This window comes from Faecalibacter macacae, assembly GCF_003687725.1.
Lineage (GTDB): Bacteria > Bacteroidota > Bacteroidia > Flavobacteriales > Weeksellaceae > Empedobacter > Empedobacter macacae.
On record NZ_RDOJ01000010.1, the window covers coordinates 61,468 to 78,979 of the forward strand.

Annotated in this window: 10 protein-coding genes; 1 reads left to right on the top strand and 9 read right to left on the bottom strand. The window is 33.6% G+C overall.

The window, feature by feature from the left end; translation table 11 throughout:
* Positions 1-17 precede the first annotated feature (17 nt).
* The 9 genes from sov to EAH69_RS08615 form a co-directional block, all read right to left on the bottom strand.
* Positions 18-7,214, bottom strand: a complete 7,197-nt coding sequence (sov, locus tag EAH69_RS08570; RefSeq protein ID WP_121934784.1) for a T9SS outer membrane translocon Sov/SprA — start codon at positions 7,212-7,214, stop codon at positions 18-20.
* The gene (gene ruvA, locus EAH69_RS08575; protein ID WP_121934785.1) at positions 7,214-7,795 is read right to left on the bottom strand and encodes a Holliday junction branch migration protein RuvA; all 582 of its coding nucleotides are present in this window, start codon (positions 7,793-7,795) and stop codon (positions 7,214-7,216) included. The genes sov and ruvA overlap by 1 nt, the downstream gene beginning before the upstream one ends.
* A gap of 97 nt (positions 7,796-7,892) precedes the next feature.
* Positions 7,893-8,609 (bottom strand): sulfite exporter TauE/SafE family protein, encoded by a 717-nt coding sequence (locus EAH69_RS08580; protein WP_121934786.1) that lies wholly within the window; start codon positions 8,607-8,609, stop codon positions 7,893-7,895.
* A complete protein-coding gene (locus EAH69_RS08585; protein ID WP_121934787.1) occupies positions 8,594-9,037 on the bottom strand; it encodes a FixH family protein in 444 nt (147 codons plus the stop codon). Before EAH69_RS08585 ends, EAH69_RS08580 begins: the two co-directional genes overlap by 16 nt.
* Before the next feature lie 7 nt (positions 9,038-9,044).
* On the bottom strand, positions 9,045-10,523 hold the full coding sequence (gene ccoG, locus EAH69_RS08590; RefSeq protein ID WP_121934788.1) for a cytochrome c oxidase accessory protein CcoG: 1,479 nt from the start codon (positions 10,521-10,523) through the stop codon (positions 9,045-9,047).
* Positions 10,524-10,624: 101 nt separating this feature from the next.
* On the bottom strand, positions 10,625-11,572 hold the full coding sequence (locus EAH69_RS08595; RefSeq protein WP_121934789.1) for a cbb3-type cytochrome c oxidase N-terminal domain-containing protein: 948 nt from the start codon (positions 11,570-11,572) through the stop codon (positions 10,625-10,627).
* Between the two features lie 202 nt (positions 11,573-11,774).
* Positions 11,775-14,051: a cytochrome-c oxidase, cbb3-type subunit II gene (ccoO, locus tag EAH69_RS08605; protein WP_121934791.1), complete on the bottom strand. Its 2,277-nt coding sequence runs from the start codon at positions 14,049-14,051 to the stop codon at positions 11,775-11,777.
* On the bottom strand, positions 14,051-14,275 hold the full coding sequence (gene ccoS / locus EAH69_RS08610) for a cbb3-type cytochrome oxidase assembly protein CcoS (RefSeq protein WP_394338571.1): 225 nt from the start codon (positions 14,273-14,275) through the stop codon (positions 14,051-14,053). The genes ccoO and ccoS overlap by 1 nt, the downstream gene beginning before the upstream one ends.
* A 20-nt stretch (positions 14,276-14,295) precedes the next feature.
* Positions 14,296-16,689 (bottom strand): heavy metal translocating P-type ATPase, encoded by a 2,394-nt coding sequence (locus EAH69_RS08615; RefSeq protein WP_121934793.1) that lies wholly within the window; start codon positions 16,687-16,689, stop codon positions 14,296-14,298.
* Between the two features lie 75 nt (positions 16,690-16,764).
* Between EAH69_RS08615 and EAH69_RS08620 the strand changes: the two genes are divergently transcribed.
* Positions 16,765-17,472, top strand: a complete 708-nt coding sequence (locus tag EAH69_RS08620; protein ID WP_121934794.1) for a Crp/Fnr family transcriptional regulator — start codon at positions 16,765-16,767, stop codon at positions 17,470-17,472.
* The last annotated feature ends 40 nt before the right edge of the window (positions 17,473-17,512 follow it).

Here is a 17,512-nt window from a genome sequence, read left to right on the forward strand (position 1 = left end):
GTCTGTTTATTGTTTTATTAATTTCCGAATGTAAAGGTAGCACTAAATCCGGCACGAATCTGAGAAATTGGGTATGCTGTTGATATTTTATATTCACTCAACATTTGATCCCAGTAAAATCTCAAATTAAGATTTTGGCTAATATTATAATCTGCCGATAATTTAAATGACATGATTCTTTGTCCACCAGTAATTTGCGAATAATCTTCCATAATTGTAGATCCTACAGTTCCTGATGAGAACATTTCACCGTATCGACGAATTCTTGTTTCATTATCACGTAAAGAAAAATCTCCACGAATATTTAAGTCACCTTTCACAGTCTTTTGACGACCTTGGTAACGTAATTTAACTTTAAAATCTTTAAAGATATAACCGAAACCAACAATATATTCGCTACCGTAATCTTCAGAAATTGTGTAGTTACTTAAACTTAAAGATAACATACGATCTCTGTTGTATTGCGCACGAACTTGCATGCTATTTCTGAATGTTACATCTGCACCGATTAATGGTGAAAAAGATTCAATCATTGTAACAGTTCCAAATAAATTCTTCGTGTAATAGTTACCAGAAATATCTTTTCCTGTTGAAGAACCATCACCTGTTAAGTAGTAATTCGGGTTTGATTGAATATTACTTACCGTGTAACTTGAGTTATAAGCATGTGAAATTTCAATCTGCTCTGCATATCGATTTACGATTGGAATATTCTTTAAACCTGTATAAGCTATACGCCAGTTTGGTAATGGAATATTCTTTTTATAACCCAATTTAGAACCACTTGCATCTTTACCTTCTACTGCCGAAACAAAGGCTGGTAAAGCTACATCTGGATTTGTAATACTATAACCATCTGCAAAATCGCCTTGTCCTGCTAACTGACCTCCTAAACGCTGAGAAATAACTCGAGCATTTTGAATAAACTGTGTAAAGATTTGATCTTTATCAGAGAAAGCTGTTGCTAAATTGATGTTAGAAACATTTAAGTTACCTAATTGATCAATGTATGGATTTGGACGATATTGCCCACGCGTTAATTCACCAGTTAATGGATCTTCAATCCACTCGTATGTATTAAACCCTGTGTGGAATTTACGTTTATCTTCTGTGTACTTCGCATTCAAATCTATACGTAAATTTGGAATTGGCTCAATCAATGCATTTGCATTAAAGTTAACTCCTTTGTTGATTTGGTATGGATCAGTCATTAATTCACTATCCGAGATTAATCCTTTTTCAACTAATTCACGTTTTATATCGAATTGTGTTCCGTAAATAAATCCTAAACTTGGCGCTCCTTGGCTATTTGTACCAAAGAATCCTGGTTCTGAAAATAATCCTGGAATTACAGCTCCATTTGTTTGATTATAATTAAAGTTGATTCGTTTTAATGATGATAAAACCATCCAACCGTAATCTTTCGCCTTGAATTTGTGCTTGAATTTGTAATCGTTTTTCGTACGACGTTTATTCTTTTTCGAAGCTAATTCTGCGTAAGCATTGTTTAAAGAATCTATCTCTTGACGACGACCTTTTAAAACTGAATCAAATTTTTTGTAACCTTTAAATTCAGGATAGAAACGTGTAAAATCCATATCTCCAATTAAACTAATTGAATTAGAATTTTGTGCAAATCCATCTCCTAAATGATGTGTTTTAATTACATTTCCGTTCTCGTCTTGTTCTTGATAAGTACGTGTCGCTAACGAATTTGCTTGCCAGTTGTAGTTTGCACTATAACCAACCTCCATATTCATCCAATTTAAATAAGGGAAGAATTTTAATGGTAATTTATAGTTTGCCTGTACACGTTGATCGTAATTTACTGGACGACCAATCTCGAAAAGATTTTGCCAAATTAAATCCTGATCAGCCTTATAGAACATTGCTCCATCATTTAACGTAGTTGTAGACGAAGTAATATCTAAACGTAATGATTTCGTTAAATCGAAACCTAAATTATACTGCCAAGAGAACAAGAAATTGTTGCTGAAAAATGGCGCCATATAAGCTGAAGAGCCACCTAAATATTGATTTAAATCGCGGTATTGTCTTTCGCTATATGTACGAGCAATCTCTGTTCTGAAAGAGAATCTTGTCGGAATCGGGTTAATATTAAATTCTTTAATAAATCCTAAATATTTACTCGATGGTTGTGCCGGCTGAGCTGCTTTCCATTTCTTAAAGGGCTCGTATGGCTTATTTTTAAATGTATAATTATAGTTTAATGATGCACGTAATTGCTGATCTACCATGTATTCTGTATAAATATCACGGAAGTAATTATTTGCATACATCATCGATAACGTAAAGTTAGAAACATCATAGAATCTTGGTGTTTTCTTAGGAGCTCTAATCTTACGAATATTATTGAACGCAAAACTTTTGTACTGAGAATATGTGCGTACAATTTCTTTTAATTCTTCTTTATTCGGAGCTTCTTCAAACTCAATATCGTTATCTAACGGATTATATTTTGGATCTACAAAACGCTCTTGCATTGTAAAATTAAACGGAATTTCTACTCCCCATTTCTTAGGTAAAAATTTATCTAATTTCACATCTGCATTAACAGAATACTCTACAGTTTCATCTTGGTTACGGTTTGATGGACCTTGATCTATTGCACCAAAACCTACAGAACTTGTACTACCTGATAATTGAACATTTGCAAAATCTCCTAAATTAAACTGAAGATTTGCTGCTCCTGCGTATCCGCCTTCATTATCAATTTCGCTTAAACGTAATTCGTTCACCCAAAGTAAAACTTCTTTATCAGAAGATCCACCTGTTGTACGAACCCCAATCATTAATGACGAAACATTTCCTAACGTTGGACGACCTTTTACGTAAACTGCTTTATGCGGATTAGCCTCATCTAAAATATAAGGGAAACGATCTCTTGTACTAAAGTTATCTGTATCTCTTAATTTTTTAGCATCTGTAAAAAAGTCTGTATTTAATTCGATTTTATTATCTGCTGGCCAAATTTCACCTTCAGAAACTGCTGTTACTGGAGTGTATTTTAATGGCATTTCGTACTCGTAGTAGTTATCTGTATAATCACTACCAACACGAATAAATAATTTTGTATCTGGATCTAAGTTTGCATTTGCACGATTAATTAAATCTTGTGCAGAGACAAACATTTCTAATTTTTTATAACGACGTAAATCTAAGTTTACGTTTTTGAAAATCGCTTTAGAAGTACTTCCTGGTTTGAATTTAGCTTTTAACGTCATTGAAGCTTCGTTCTGACTTTGGTAACCTGTTGCACCTTGTGTTTGCTCACGGTAAACACCTGGTGGAATTTTATAAGGTGGACGGTTAGTAGAATTTTGTTCAATACTAACTTCACCAACTTCTAAATCACCAATATTTTGGTCTTCTTCAGATCCTTCCTGATTTCCTGCCCCTACAAATGGGAAAACATTTTTAGGATATCTTCTCCATTCTGAACGAACTAAATCAAAAGATCCTAAACGTAATGTTGTTTGCTCTTCAAATCCACGCATCACTACACGCATAAAACGTGCTGCAGATAAAACACTTTCTGCTTGTGTTATGTTTACTTCATCAACACCATCACGGTTAATATCTAAATCGAACCCATCAACAGGAATACGAACTTGGTACCATTTAACTGTTGAATTATTCCCATTAGCAAACTCTACATCTACCGTTTTACGCGCAACAATGTGTTTATTTTCTGTATCCTCTAAATCTTGACGAGAAATTTTTAAGGTATACTGATTATAATTTTCAGTTTGATCCAAATTGTAATCACCATTAATATCTTCTACATCTGGAATTAAACTTGACGCCGCCAATGGATCGTCTGTTGAACTGTTTCCTTGTGGATTTCTGAAATAACGGTAACGTCCTGGTACAGTTTGACCAAATGTATGATTTGAAAAACGATCGTCTAAATAAAATAAATAGTTATCGTTTGCTGGGTCTAATTCACCAGTTACAGCATTGTTAGATGTAATTCCGTATTTCTGTTCTTCTTCAATATCAGTTAAACCATTAAAACCTAAATCTTGCTCCTTACGTTGTGCTCCTTCTGTATCAAAAGCATATAAAACCGGATTAATTGAAGGTTGTTTTCCCCAATTTGTTTCCGTTGTTTGTGCCTGAAGACCAGAGTGTGGTAAACCATTTTCATAAGACATTTCGCCATCTTTCAGGATATCTTCAGAAACGTTACCTAAATGAATTAATAATTCACCTTCACCACCATCGCCATCAGCATATGGATCCATCATCCAAAATTCGATATACTCTACATTTGAATCACGGAAGTTAGATACGTTAATTGGACGAGTCATTGCTGCCCATCCTTGTGTATCATTTGCATTTGGATTTACGTTATAAGCACCTCTTTCATCTGGGAAGAAGGTTACATCCATTGTATTGATATACGAATTAGTTCCTGCTAAAACATCACGCTGATCATAAAGTTCTCGTAATAAAATACGACGAGATTTATGGTTTGATATTGCTGCATCAGATACAGGAGAACTACCTCCTAATCCATAGAATCGTGGATCAATAGAATACCAAGACATCATACGACGTCCGTTGTTGTAAGTAAGACTATTATCTGCTGTTCCGTGTGGGAAATAAGGGTGGAAACTTTGGTCATCGTAACCCGCAGGACGACCTGGAGTTGATCCAAATTTCCAAGATGAAACATCTAATAAACTGATACGAGATTGAGCTTCCTCAAAATCATCAATATAAGAATATCCATTAGTAGCTTTATTGATTCCTGGCATTAAATATGCTCCTTCCGCTTGGAAGTTGATGTTAGAAACTGCATCCGTTTTTACACCTGGAATTTTATTTGTTAAACGCGTTAAAAATTCTGATTCAGAAGTATATTGCGTATTTAATCCAAAGATTGTATTGTTTACAGGTTCAGCACCAAACTGTGTTTTTTGAGTAATTGGTCTTTCTTGGTAATTAATTACCGTACCTCCCAAAATCCATTTATCAGAGAAGTGATGTTCTACATTAACTCCCATGAAACGTTTTTTCTGTAAGTTGAATGTTGACTGATTCTCTAAACTAATGTTGATTGCTGCTCCTGAATTTTTTAACTGTTCATTCAAGATTTTTACACGTCCCAATTGGTAATCTACCGTATAGTCTACTCCTTCCATCAAAGTAACTCCGTTTGCAGTAACTTTAACCGAACCTTGTGGCACGTTAAATGCTCCTAACGGAATTCCATCTCCAACAGTTCCTTTATAGCGACCTTCTAAATGGTAACGATTTGCTAATTTTTCAGCCGTTAAAACATTCGGAAGTTTTGTATAGATTTCGTTGAAAACTAAATCAGGATTTTGACCCTCTAACTTTCTGTTTAAGTATGAACCAAATGGCTCAACAGAAGTAAAAATAATAGATCCACGCTGTTGATCTACTGTTAATCCAGGAAGGAAATCGAACATTCCATCTCCAACAGCTCCATTTGGATCAGCACTTGGTTGCCCATTTTGATTTAGACGGTCCATGTTTAAGACCTGAATTAATGGTGCATTATTCGTAACTGTATTTGGTAAATAGTTAATTGTACCTGACGAATTTTCAGAATTATCTTTGAATGTTACATTCATCGTGAAATCCTGAGAATCTAATCCGTATGCATTTAACGAATAAATATTTTTCATCATTAAATCCCACATCGGCGATGCAAGATTTACTGCTGAATTTGGTTTGATTAATTTCGTTATTAACGTTTTATCAAACTCATCCGACATTTCCCCTACCTTATAAATCTTTGTAGGATCGTCGCTTAATGTATATTGGAAAGAGATTGCTAATAAATCTTCACCATCAACTAAAGGTGAATTTAAAGTAATATATCCTAATTGTGGATTGAAAGAATATTCGCTTGGATCTAACTTTCTAACATTTTCGTTTACTAAATAATGTTCACCATCACGGTATGTTTCATTCCCGACAGGTAGACCATTTAAGACAGATCTTGCTGTACTTAGGTTACGAATATCTGGAATATTAGAAACTGTGTTATAAGTTTGATCACTTGAAACATCTGGATAAGCATTTCCGTTATCTCCCATATCACGAACTGCGATAATAGAACGACGGTTTTCTTGATTACCTCCAGAACGGTCTACTTTCCAAACTTCCATACGAGTAATATTAATTTTACTATTAATCGTAGGATAGTTTACTAAAGCACGGTCGTATTTATCTCTAAAGTAATGACCTATAAAAAAGTGACGGTTATATTCGTAATTTTCGGCTGCGATCTTGAAAGTACTCATCACACCTCCACCTTGCACACTAATATTACGAGCCTCTGAACGCTGTTCTGAAAAAACTGTAGTAACATTTGTACGACCAAAACGCATATCGGCACGAACCCCAAAAAGAGATTGTGCACCCGAAATTAATGAAGTACTTAAAGGCATACTAATATTACCGACTTCGATGTTTTGAAGAATATCATCTTCGCCACCGAATGGATCTAATTTATTACCTAAAGCTTTTCGCCATTGTAGTTTCATCTGATTTTCGAAACCGAAACCAGCTTGTGTATCGTAGTTTACTTTTAACTGTAAGTTTTCACCAACTTTTCCTAAAACACTTAACTGCATACGTTGTTGCAGATCCATTGTTAAAGTCTGTCGGTTTTGTGGTAAAAGTAATGGATTATCAATTTTTTGTAGGTAGATTCCTAAATCTAAGTTAGCATAACCTTGTGGAATCAGTTTAATTTCTGATCCACCGAAAATTGTTTCAAAAGCTTTTGATTTAATTTTGAAACTTGGTAATATACTTCCTTCTTTTTGTTTTACCTGGTCACCAAATCTTTCTTCACGATAATATTGGTCATTGGTACGAGATTTAGTTTGGAAATAAGATTTCATATCCTCATTCTGCACTAATTCTAAGTACTCTTTACGAGATAAAATTATAGGATCACCCGCTTGTGTATTTCCAATTTTTGGTACAATTGTATATTGCATAAAAATTGGATCATACGAGATATCATAAGTAATTTGGTTGTCTAAAAATAATCCTCCGGTTTGGTTGCGTATAGGAAATTTGATGGTATCGTTTTCTGTTTCTTGCCCATGCGCTGTACTTGCCATTCCTAAGGCAAATAGCAGACACAACGAAGCAATCGTAGATTTACGATTAATATTAGACTTTCTCTTTCGATCTAATTTCATTAAATTTTCTTCAAGGTTTCTTTAACTAAGAATTCAACATCAGCTTCTGGATTCGTTGCAAGAATTTTTTCCATCACTTTCTCTGCTGATTTTTTAGGAATTCCTAAAACTTCTAAAGCAGATAACGCTTCATTCTTAGATTTATTTTTGTCTGGCCCTGAATTAACATTTAGAACGATTGTAGGATCTAATTTATCCTTTAAATCAATTATGATTCTTTGTGCAGTTTTTGCTCCAATTCCTTTTACGCTTTGAAGCATACGTGCGTCATCATTAGCAATTGCAGTTGCAATTTCTTGAGTAGATAAGGTAGAAATCATCATCATTCCAGATGCTGGACCAACTCCATTGACGCTAATAAGTTTTAGAAAGATTTCACGTTCTGATTTTGTAGCAAAACCATATAATAAATGTGCATCTTCTCTTACGATCAAGTGAGTAAAAATTGTTACTAATTCTTCGTGCTCTAATGCAGAATATGTGTTTAATGAAATATTAACCCAATAGCCAACTCCATTACAATCTATCACAGCACTAGTAGGGTATATTTCTACTAATTTTCCTCTTAATTGTGTTATCATCTCAGTGTAGTATATTCTTAGTTAGGTTGTAAAACAACAATGTCAAAAATACAATTTATTTGAAGATATTAACTCTTTTTTAAAATTTGTTAAGAAATTACATCGAATGATCTTCCATCCCATTTAATTTTAACGCATCTGGATTGGGTGAGATAAATGGAATATTTAATTCTAACCCACGTAGAATAAATAATACACCTAATATTATAGTAACGATTGGAAGTATTTTCAAAATGGTTTCTCTTTGTTTTACTGATAAAAAATTACCAAATAACACTGTTGCAAACATTAAGGGTAATGTTCCTAAACCAAAGAAAAACATAAACGATGCACTTTTCGCTATAGATCCCATTGCTATGGCTGCTGTTAAAGTTGCATAGACTGAACCACAAGGTAATAATCCATTCAAAATTCCGATGGTAAATAATGATGAAGAATCTTTTTTAATCAAGTATTTTCCCAACATCATTTTTACTTTCACCATCATTTTATTGATTGGCTTTAGAGATGTTGCTCCTTCTTCATAAAATTTTGGAATCATAACAAGAATAATCATCATAACTCCGATAGCAATACTAAGATAATTTTGTAGACCAGCAAAAGAAAACGATTGCCCAATTACTCCTAATATAGCTCCTAAAATTGTATAAGTCGTAATACGACCAAATTGATAAGTAAGGTTTCTTAGCGAAAATTTAAGTTTATTTTCAGCATTCAAACCTAGGGATAAAGCAATAGGACCACACATCCCTACGCAATGTAGAGATGATGTAAGTCCTATTGTTAATGCTAGTAATATTATTGTGAAATCCACTGTACGGTTTTTTTAACCAAGTACTCTTTATTTTCGTTTTTCCACTTTAAGAATAATTCGTACTCTCCATCTTTTAATTTATTAGCCGGTATTAACATTTTGTTTTTTCCATCTAATTTTAATGGCATACGAATATCATCTAATTCATTATTATTTCTCATTAAAAATAAACTTCCTTCGTTAGGAACTATTTCTACTGGGAAAGTTAAAACCATACCATTCGCTTGCGAATTAATAACTGGTTTTTCTGCAAGAGCATTTGCTCTTTTTTCAGCATCAATTTCATTTTGGAAAGTCAATTCCTTTTCATAATAATCTTCCGTAACCATTGCGTGTCCAGAATCATTCGCAGAGAACAATAATGTTAAGATGAATATCATAAAACATCCTAAGGCAATCGCTATATAATGACCCCAATTTAATTTCATACTTTTATTATTTATATGGTGAAGAGAAACTTGTTTCGTACTTATCTATCACTTTTCCATTCTGATCAACTAAACCGATTACAACTAATTCTTTGTAAGATTTAACTTCACTTTGTGGAATTTTAAGATAGAATTTCCCTTGAATAATTTCTCCTTTGTTTAAAGGTAAGTTATTATCTCCAACATACATTTCTACGACAGAATTTTTGTGAGATAATAATTGAATTTTTACCAATTGATCTTCGTTTGTCTTATTATACAAAGTATACTCTAATTGATTTACATAATAAGTTCCTTCAGTTGTGTAACTCGTTCCTGGAACTTTTAAATATTTAGACTCAACTAATGATCTACTGAATAAGAATGCAGACATTACTCCAATTAATAAAACTAATGCAACTGTATATGCAGCTAATCGTTTTGTAAATTTGAATTTTTCTCCTTTTTTGATATTATCTTCAGAAGCGTAACGAATTAATCCAGTAGGTAAACCAATTTTATCCATTACTTCGTCACACGCATCAATACATGCAGTACAGTTAACACATTCTAATTGGATACCTTCACGGATATCGATACCAGTAGGACAGACAGCTACACATTGACCACAGTCAATACAATCTCCTTTTCCTGCTGCTGCACGATCTTCGTTCTTTTTATATTTTGAACGTCCTGAAGTTCCTTCACCACGTTTAAAATCATAAGTAACATTAATCGTTTGAGAATCGATTAAAACTCCTTGAAAACGTCCATAAGGACAAACTAATGTACAAGCTTGTTCGCGGAACCATGCAAAAACAAAATAGAACAATACTGTAAAGAAAATTAAACCAAAGAATGTACTAAATTGTTCTATAGGACCATCTAAGATCAAATTAATTAATGCTTCTTTACCTACAATATAAGCTAAAAACACATTTGATATCAAGAATGATATAATTGCGAAAATAGTCCATTTTAAAAGTTTCTTTCTGATCTTTTCTTCGTCCCATTCTTGTTTATCTAAACGCATTTGCTTTGCACGATCACCTTCAATAGCATATTCGATACGACGGAAAACCATTTCCAAGAAGATTGTCTGAGGACAAATCCAACCACAGAAAAGACGTCCGTAGGCCATTGTAAACAGAATAATGAAAATGATAGTCGTAATCATCCCAATTGCTAATAAAAAGAAATCGGATGTAAAGAATGGAAAACCTAAGATTACAAATTCTCTACTAATAACATCAAATTTAAAAATAGGGTTACCGTTCGGTAACGTAATAAATGGAGTAATGAATAAGATAGCTAATAACACATAGCTTACATATTGCCGTTTAGTAGTATAATTTCCACTTGGCTTCTTTGGATAAACCCATTTACGTTTACCCGACTTCTCCATTGTACCTATCGAATTACGAACTTCTTCGTTCATCTGACTTACTTCGTCAAAATGCTCGTCTAATTTAAATTCTTCTTTATTATCTGAATTTGAAATACTCATCTTGAAACTATTTATATCTATACAAATTTACAATTAAAAAAAGAAAGAGAGCTTATAAATAAGCTCTCTTTCCTAATGATATATGTTTGTAAAACACTTTATTATTTCTGTTTCCATGCCTCTACAACATCCCCTTGAGGTGCTGCAGCTCCATCAGCTTCAGTTAAAGTTTTTTCAACTTGGTTGATGTGGTAAACGTAAGAAGCAACTTTCTCAATCGCTAAACCAGATAATTCTTTTCTTTGTCCGAAAGCTCTCATCTGTGGATTGTGAGGTGCACCATCATAAACGATTCCGTAGATATTTAAGAATAAGTCTTCATTCTCGTGGTTAATCCAAGAATCATCAGTTAAGTTTGGTCCAATACCTCCTTTACCTGCGTCTAAGTGACATTGAGTACAGTTTTGAGTAAAGATTTTCTTTCCTTCTTCAACAACTGCTGGGTCGTTAGATTTGTTAACTGCTCCTTCGATAGTAATATCGTTAGCTTCAGCCCATTTAGCATCTCTTTCATCTAAGATAGCCATCTCTTCTTCGAACTCTCTATCCATGTGAGCGAAATCTGTAAACGCATATGATAACATATAAGTGATACAGAAAACTATACCGAAGTAGAATAAAGATAACCACCATTGTGGTAATGCATTATCTAACTCTTTAATTCCATCAAAACCGTGATCGATGATGATAGCTTCTTCTTCTTCAGCAGATTGTTTTTTAGATGCTGAACTGAATAATCTTGTAAAGAATCCAATTTTAGATTCAGCGATATATTCAGCTTGTTCTTCTGCTGATAATTTTTTGAACTTTTGTGTTTCTACAACTTTATTTAATGCATTAATTATTAATAACATTACTAAAGCGATAGCCACAACAGCCCAAACGATTCCTTGTTTAACAACAGCTCCTAAGTGAGTAAATAAGTTGTTAATCATTCCTTTAAAACCTGGTTCAGCAACAGTTTCTACTGGCGTTACCATTGTGAATGCTAAAATAATAGCAAGCATTGTTAAAGGAATAAATATATAAGCTGGGGTACGTTGTCTCATTTTATAGTATTTTTTTCGTCTGTCTCTTCTTCTGATTCCAAATCAAGTGGAACATGTTCATAACTTTTGTAGTAACCTTTTGGTTTCTTCCATACAATGTAGAATAAACCTACAAAGAACAGAATGAAAGCCAAAAGGATTAAAGTTTGATACAAACTTGCGTTATCATAATCAGAGAAAAACTCCTTATAATATTTTAACATTAATTACTAGCTGTTTCTATTTGATCTGCTTTTATATCAGTTCCTAAACGTTGTAAGTAAGCGATTAAAGCTGTAATCTCACGTTTGTGTAATGGAACAAATTCTTCACCAGAAGCTTTTGCATCTTTTTCTTTATTAGCCCATAATTCTTTTAAATCTGGTGCATCTTTAAAGATACTTGCTTCAATTGCTAAAGCTTGACGATCCATAGAAACTCTCATACTATCAAAATCTTCTTGCTCGTAAGGAACTCCTAAAGAAACCATAGCTTTCATTTTATCCTTAGTTAAAGATTCATCTAATGTATTCTCAACTAACCAAGGGTAACGTGGCATGATCGATCCGTCAGAAGTTTCACGAGGATTCCACATGTGCTTGTAGTGCCAAGCATCTGGGTTTTTACCTCCTTCACGGTGTAAATCTGGACCTGTACGTTTAGATCCCCATAAGAATGGGTGGTCATATACGAATTCTCCAGCTTTAGAGTATTCACCGTAACGTTTTACTTCATCACGGAACGGACGAATCATCTGTGTGTGACAAGCATTACATCCTTCACGAATATATAAATCACGTCCTTCTAATTCTAATGCAGTATATGGTTTTACACTTGCAATAGTTGGAATGTTTGATTTAACTGTTAAAGTTGGAACGATTTCAACTAATCCTCCTACAGCTAAAGTTAAAACTGCACCAATAGTCATGATTACTGGCATACGCTCAATCCAAGTGTGAACAGTTTCACCTTCAGCACGAGCTGCAGATTTAGGAGCTAATGCAGGAGCAGAAACTTCCTCGTTGTTTACAAATGATCCTTGTTTAACCGTTTTGATAACATTGATTACCATTAAGATTGCTCCAATTAAGTATAATGTACCACCGAATGCACGTAATGGGTATAACCATTGTTTTAAGATAGTAACTGTTTGTAGGAAGTTACCGTATTCTAATGTACCATCTTCTGCAAATTGTTTCCACATTAAACCTTGTGTCCAACCTGCAACGTACATTGGGATAACCCAGAATAAGATACCGAAAGTACCAATCCAGAAGTGTGTGTTAGCTAATTTGATAGAAGCTAATCTTGTATTAAATAATTTAGGTACTAAGTAGTAAACTACCCCGAAAGCCATAAATCCGTTCCATCCTAATGTACCAACGTGTACGTGAGCAGGAACCCAGTCCGTAAAGTGACCGATTTTATTTAATGTTTTTGTTGCTAATAAAGGTCCCTCGAATGTAGCCATACCATAACAAGTTAATGCTACTACAAAGAATTTTAAAATAGGATTTTCTCTTACTTTATCCCAAGATCCACGTAACGTTAATAAACCGTTTAACATACCTCCCCAAGATGGAGCGATTAACATGATAGAGAACCCTGTACCTAAAGCTTGTGCCCACCCTGGTAACGCAGTGTATAATAAATGGTGAGGTCCAGCCCAGATGTAGATAAAGATTAATGACCAGAAGTGGATAATAGATAACTTGTACGAGAATACAGGTCTGTTAGCCGCTTTTGGTACAAAGTAGTACATTAAACCTAAGATTGGTGTAGTTAAGAAGAATGCTACTGCATTGTGTCCGTACCACCATTGTACTAAGGCATCTTGAACTCCAGAGTAAATTGAATAAGATTTTGGTGCTAATGGGTTGAATGACACAGGTAATTCTAAGTTATTGAATACGTGTAACATTGTGATACCAGCCCAAGTACCGATAAAGAACCAAATCGCTACGTATAAGTGACGTACACGACGGTTTGCAATAGTTAAGAACATTTGTAAACCAAACATTACCCAAACTAAGGCGATTAAGATGTCAATTGGCCATTCGTGCTCGGCATACTCCTTAGAAGTATTGAAACCTAACGTGAAAGTCACTAATGACGATACAATAAATAATTGCCATCCCCAGAAAATTGTCCAGCTCATTACATCACTGTACATTCTAGTTTTTAACAATCTTTGGATTGAATAGTACGCTCCACTGAAGAAACTGTTACCAACGAAAGCGAAAACCGCTAACGTGGTATGAATCATACGAAGCCTACCGAATCCTAACTTTCCTTGAGAGTCTACAAGACCTTGAATTCCTGCCCCAGATCCATTAACCATGGGATCATCAGTACCAAAAAGAACTTCTGGTAAAGTTGGGAAGAAAAGCAAAGTTGCTACTAAAACTCCATAGAAAAATGCCATAACTGCCCAAAACAATGTGGCATAAACGAAATACTTTACGATCTTATTGTCGTAACTAAAAGTCTGCATTTGCATTATGAGTCGATTTTATCTTTAGTTTTTTTATCCTCTTTTAACATTCTGACTGCTGGTGATTCATCATCATCAAACTGTCCCTTCTTAAATCCTACAAAAAAGAATAAAAGAAAGATTGCGCCTAACGAGACGCTGACCATTATCATTAATAATAATATCCCCATATCATTTACAAAATTACAAAGCCTCAAGTTCTTATCACAATGATTTTGGTCAGAGGCCATTTTTGAATTCTAATTTAAACTCATTCTAAATTCCATTTATGTAAATAATCGGTAATTCTTGTACTTGCCGTTGCAAATATAAGAACTGAAACCGAACTTACTGGCATTAAAATAGCAGCTACTACAGGCTCTAAATAACCTGTCACAGCAAAAGCTAATCCAATGATATTGTATGCAAAACTAATAATAAATGCTATTAAAATTAATCGCATTGATTGTTTTGAAATTTTCATAAAATCAGGAATCAAACTAAAATTACGAGCATCCAAAATACCATCACATGATGGTGTAAAACTATTCATATCATCAGAAATAGTTATACCAACCGTACTTTGTTTTAGAGCTCCGGCGTCATTTAATCCATCACCCAACATCAAAACTTTCTTTCCTTTAATTTCTAATGTCTTAATATATTCTAATTTATCTGCTGGCGATTGATTAAACATCAACAAAGTGTTTTTAGGGAAAATTCCTTGTAAAAACTCTTTTTCAGAATCATTATCACCCGAAAGAATATGTAAATTATATCCTTCTAATTGAGAAATTAAATTATCTAAACCTTTTCGGTATCGATTTTTATAAACATATTTACCATAAACGACATTATCTATAGAAATATAAACTTCTGTTTGATTTAAAGAGGAAACACCATCAGCTCCTACAAAGCTTCTTGATCCAACTTTAATAAAATATCCATCTACGTTTCCTTGCTGTCCTTTACCAATCACTTCTTCATAATCTTGCACATCAGCATGATCATTTACATTTAATTTACGATGTAAAGTTCTACTTAATGGGTGATTAGAATTACGTAACAAACTACGTACTAACACTTGTAAATCACTCGTTAAATCTTTTCCTTCATAAGAAATATTAGCATCATCACTTTCAGTAATTGTACCTGTTTTATCAAACACAACATCTGTAATTTTAGCTAAATTTTCTATTGTAGCTGTGTTCTTTACGTAAAACTTCTTGTTACCAAAAACGCGCATTACATTTCCTAAAATAAAAGGCGAAGATAATCCAAGAGCACATGGACAAGCGATAATCAAAATAGAAGTTACAACTTTAAGAATCAATGATGGATCTACAAACCACCAAACAATAGCTGAAACTAACGTAATACCTAAAATAATTAACGTAAAATAATGGCTGATGTGATTTGTAAAGGCATTTAGTTCTGATTCTTGTTTACTAAACGCATCGTTATTCCATAATTGTGTCAAATAACTTTGATTAACTTCTGAAATAATTTCTAATTCTATAGCGTGACCAGATTGTTTACCTCCTGCAAATATTTTATCTCCTGATTTTTTCGGAATCAAACGAGATTCTCCTGTTACGAAAGAGTTATCAATCATTCCTTCACCATGTATTAAAATTGCATCTGCAGGAATAATCTCTTCATTTCTAACTAATATTCTATCACCTTTCTTTAATTCAGACAGTAAAATAGGTTGTTCTACATCACCTTCTAAACGAGCAACTGCAACAGGATAAAACGATTTGTAATCACGATCGAACGCTAAAGATTTAATTGTTTGTTGTTGAAACCATTTCCCCGTTAACATCAAGAACAATAAAGCCGCCAATGTATCGAAATATCCTGGAGATAAATCAAAAATAATATCGTAGGTTGATTTAAACATAATTACGATAATTCCTAAAGCAATAGGAATATCTAAATTGATGTATTTATTCTTTAAACCTTGCCAAGCAGATCTAAAATAATCGGTCGATGAGTAGAAAAAAACTGGTAATGCTAAGAAAAACATTGCCCATCTAAAATAAGCCTTGTTTTCTTCTAACCAAGACTCTTTTACATCACCAAAAAACTCAACATACTCAGGGAAAGAAAGTAGCATAATGTTACCAAAGGCAAACCCGGCGACTACTAATTTACTTACTAGCGATCTATCTGTTTTTACAACCTCTTTTTTATCTATTGATTTTAAATTAACAGATGGTTTATATCCAAGATTTGTCATTAATCTTGCAACATCTCCCAATTTTAATTCTTCATGTCTAAATGTTATTTGAACAACTTTCTTGGTAAAGTTTACATTCGAAGAAATAATTGCCGGATTGATAGTTTCTAAACTCTCTAACAACCAAATACATGATGTACAATGGATAACTGGCACCTCGAAAGAGACCACAGAAATCCCATCATCAGAAAAATCTACTACTTTATCGAAGATTTCTTTGGTGTTTAAAAAATCGAATTGGTGATCTCCACGAGCATCGGGACGAACACCTGCATTTTGATTTAAGTTATAGTAATCACTTAAATTATTTATGTTTAAGACCTCATATACAGTCTTACAACCTTGGCAACAGAACTCTTTCTGATCGAACTCAATTCTCTCTTCTTCAATTCCTTGCCCACAGTGGAAACAATTCTCTGCCATATTCTTTTGCAAAATTACTTTCCTTTTATCAGAAATAACCTTAACTTTGTATGAGATAAGTCATAACACATAGCAATGTCAGAATTTAATGAGAATCTAGAATCTATCAAAATGTTGTTTGAGAACCCTGATAGTTTAGGCGTTTTTACGAAAGAAGAGTTAATTGAATTTGAACAAGAAAAAAGAGTTCTTACATTGAAAAAGGGTGACGAAATCATCCAAGAAGGAGCGACACCTAAGGGTATTTACTGTTTAATTAAAGGAACAGCTAAACTTTTTAAAATTGGTTTTAATGGGAAAGAGCAAATTTTAAGATTTGCAAATGCAGGAGATATTATCGGATACAGATCTATCTTAAGTCAAGAAGTTTTTGGAGCTTCTGCTACTGCAATGAACCCTGTTGAAATTTACTATATTCCTGAAAAATTCTTTATAAGATTATTAGAATCTAACCCAAAACTAGCTTTTGATATTTTACAACGAATCGCTAAAGATTTAGGAGAGTACGCACGTACAATTACTTATTTAGCACAGAAAACTGTTCGTGAACGTTTAGCAGAGGTATTATTGCTTTTAGAAGCTAAATTAGGAACAGATAAAGATGATTTCATCAACATTTCCTTAACTAGAGAAGAAATGGCAAACTTAATTGGTACCGCTACTGAATCAGCCATCCGATTAATTTCAGAATTTAAAACCGATGAACTAATTGAAGTTGAAGGTCGAAAGATTAAAATCTTAGATCATCAGAAATTAACAAAATTAGGACACGTTATTTTATAAATAAAACATAATAAAAACGCCTCGGATTTCTCCGAGGCGT

What these genes read in the sequence shown, in the direction of transcription:
- ccoG (WP_121934788.1), bottom strand. Translation starts at nt 10,523, where the DNA reads ATGAGTATTTCAAATTCAGATAATAAAGAAGAATTTAAATTAGACGAG.
- EAH69_RS08620 (WP_121934794.1), top strand. Translation starts at nt 16,765, where the DNA reads ATGTCAGAATTTAATGAGAATCTAGAATCTATCAAAATGTTGTTTGAG.
- ruvA (WP_121934785.1), bottom strand. Translation starts at nt 7,795, where the DNA reads ATGATAACACAATTAAGAGGAAAATTAGTAGAAATATACCCTACTAGT.
- EAH69_RS08615 (WP_121934793.1), bottom strand. Translation starts at nt 16,689, where the DNA reads ATGGCAGAGAATTGTTTCCACTGTGGGCAAGGAATTGAAGAAGAGAGA.
- ccoS (WP_394338571.1), bottom strand. Translation starts at nt 14,275, where the DNA reads ATGGCCTCTGACCAAAATCATTGTGATAAGAACTTGAGGCTTTGTAAT.
- EAH69_RS08595 (WP_121934789.1), bottom strand. Translation starts at nt 11,572, where the DNA reads ATGAGACAACGTACCCCAGCTTATATATTTATTCCTTTAACAATGCTT.
- EAH69_RS08585 (WP_121934787.1), bottom strand. Translation starts at nt 9,037, where the DNA reads ATGAAATTAAATTGGGGTCATTATATAGCGATTGCCTTAGGATGTTTT.
- ccoO (WP_121934791.1), bottom strand. Translation starts at nt 14,051, where the DNA reads ATGCAAATGCAGACTTTTAGTTACGACAATAAGATCGTAAAGTATTTC.
- sov (WP_121934784.1), bottom strand. Translation starts at nt 7,214, where the DNA reads ATGAAATTAGATCGAAAGAGAAAGTCTAATATTAATCGTAAATCTACG.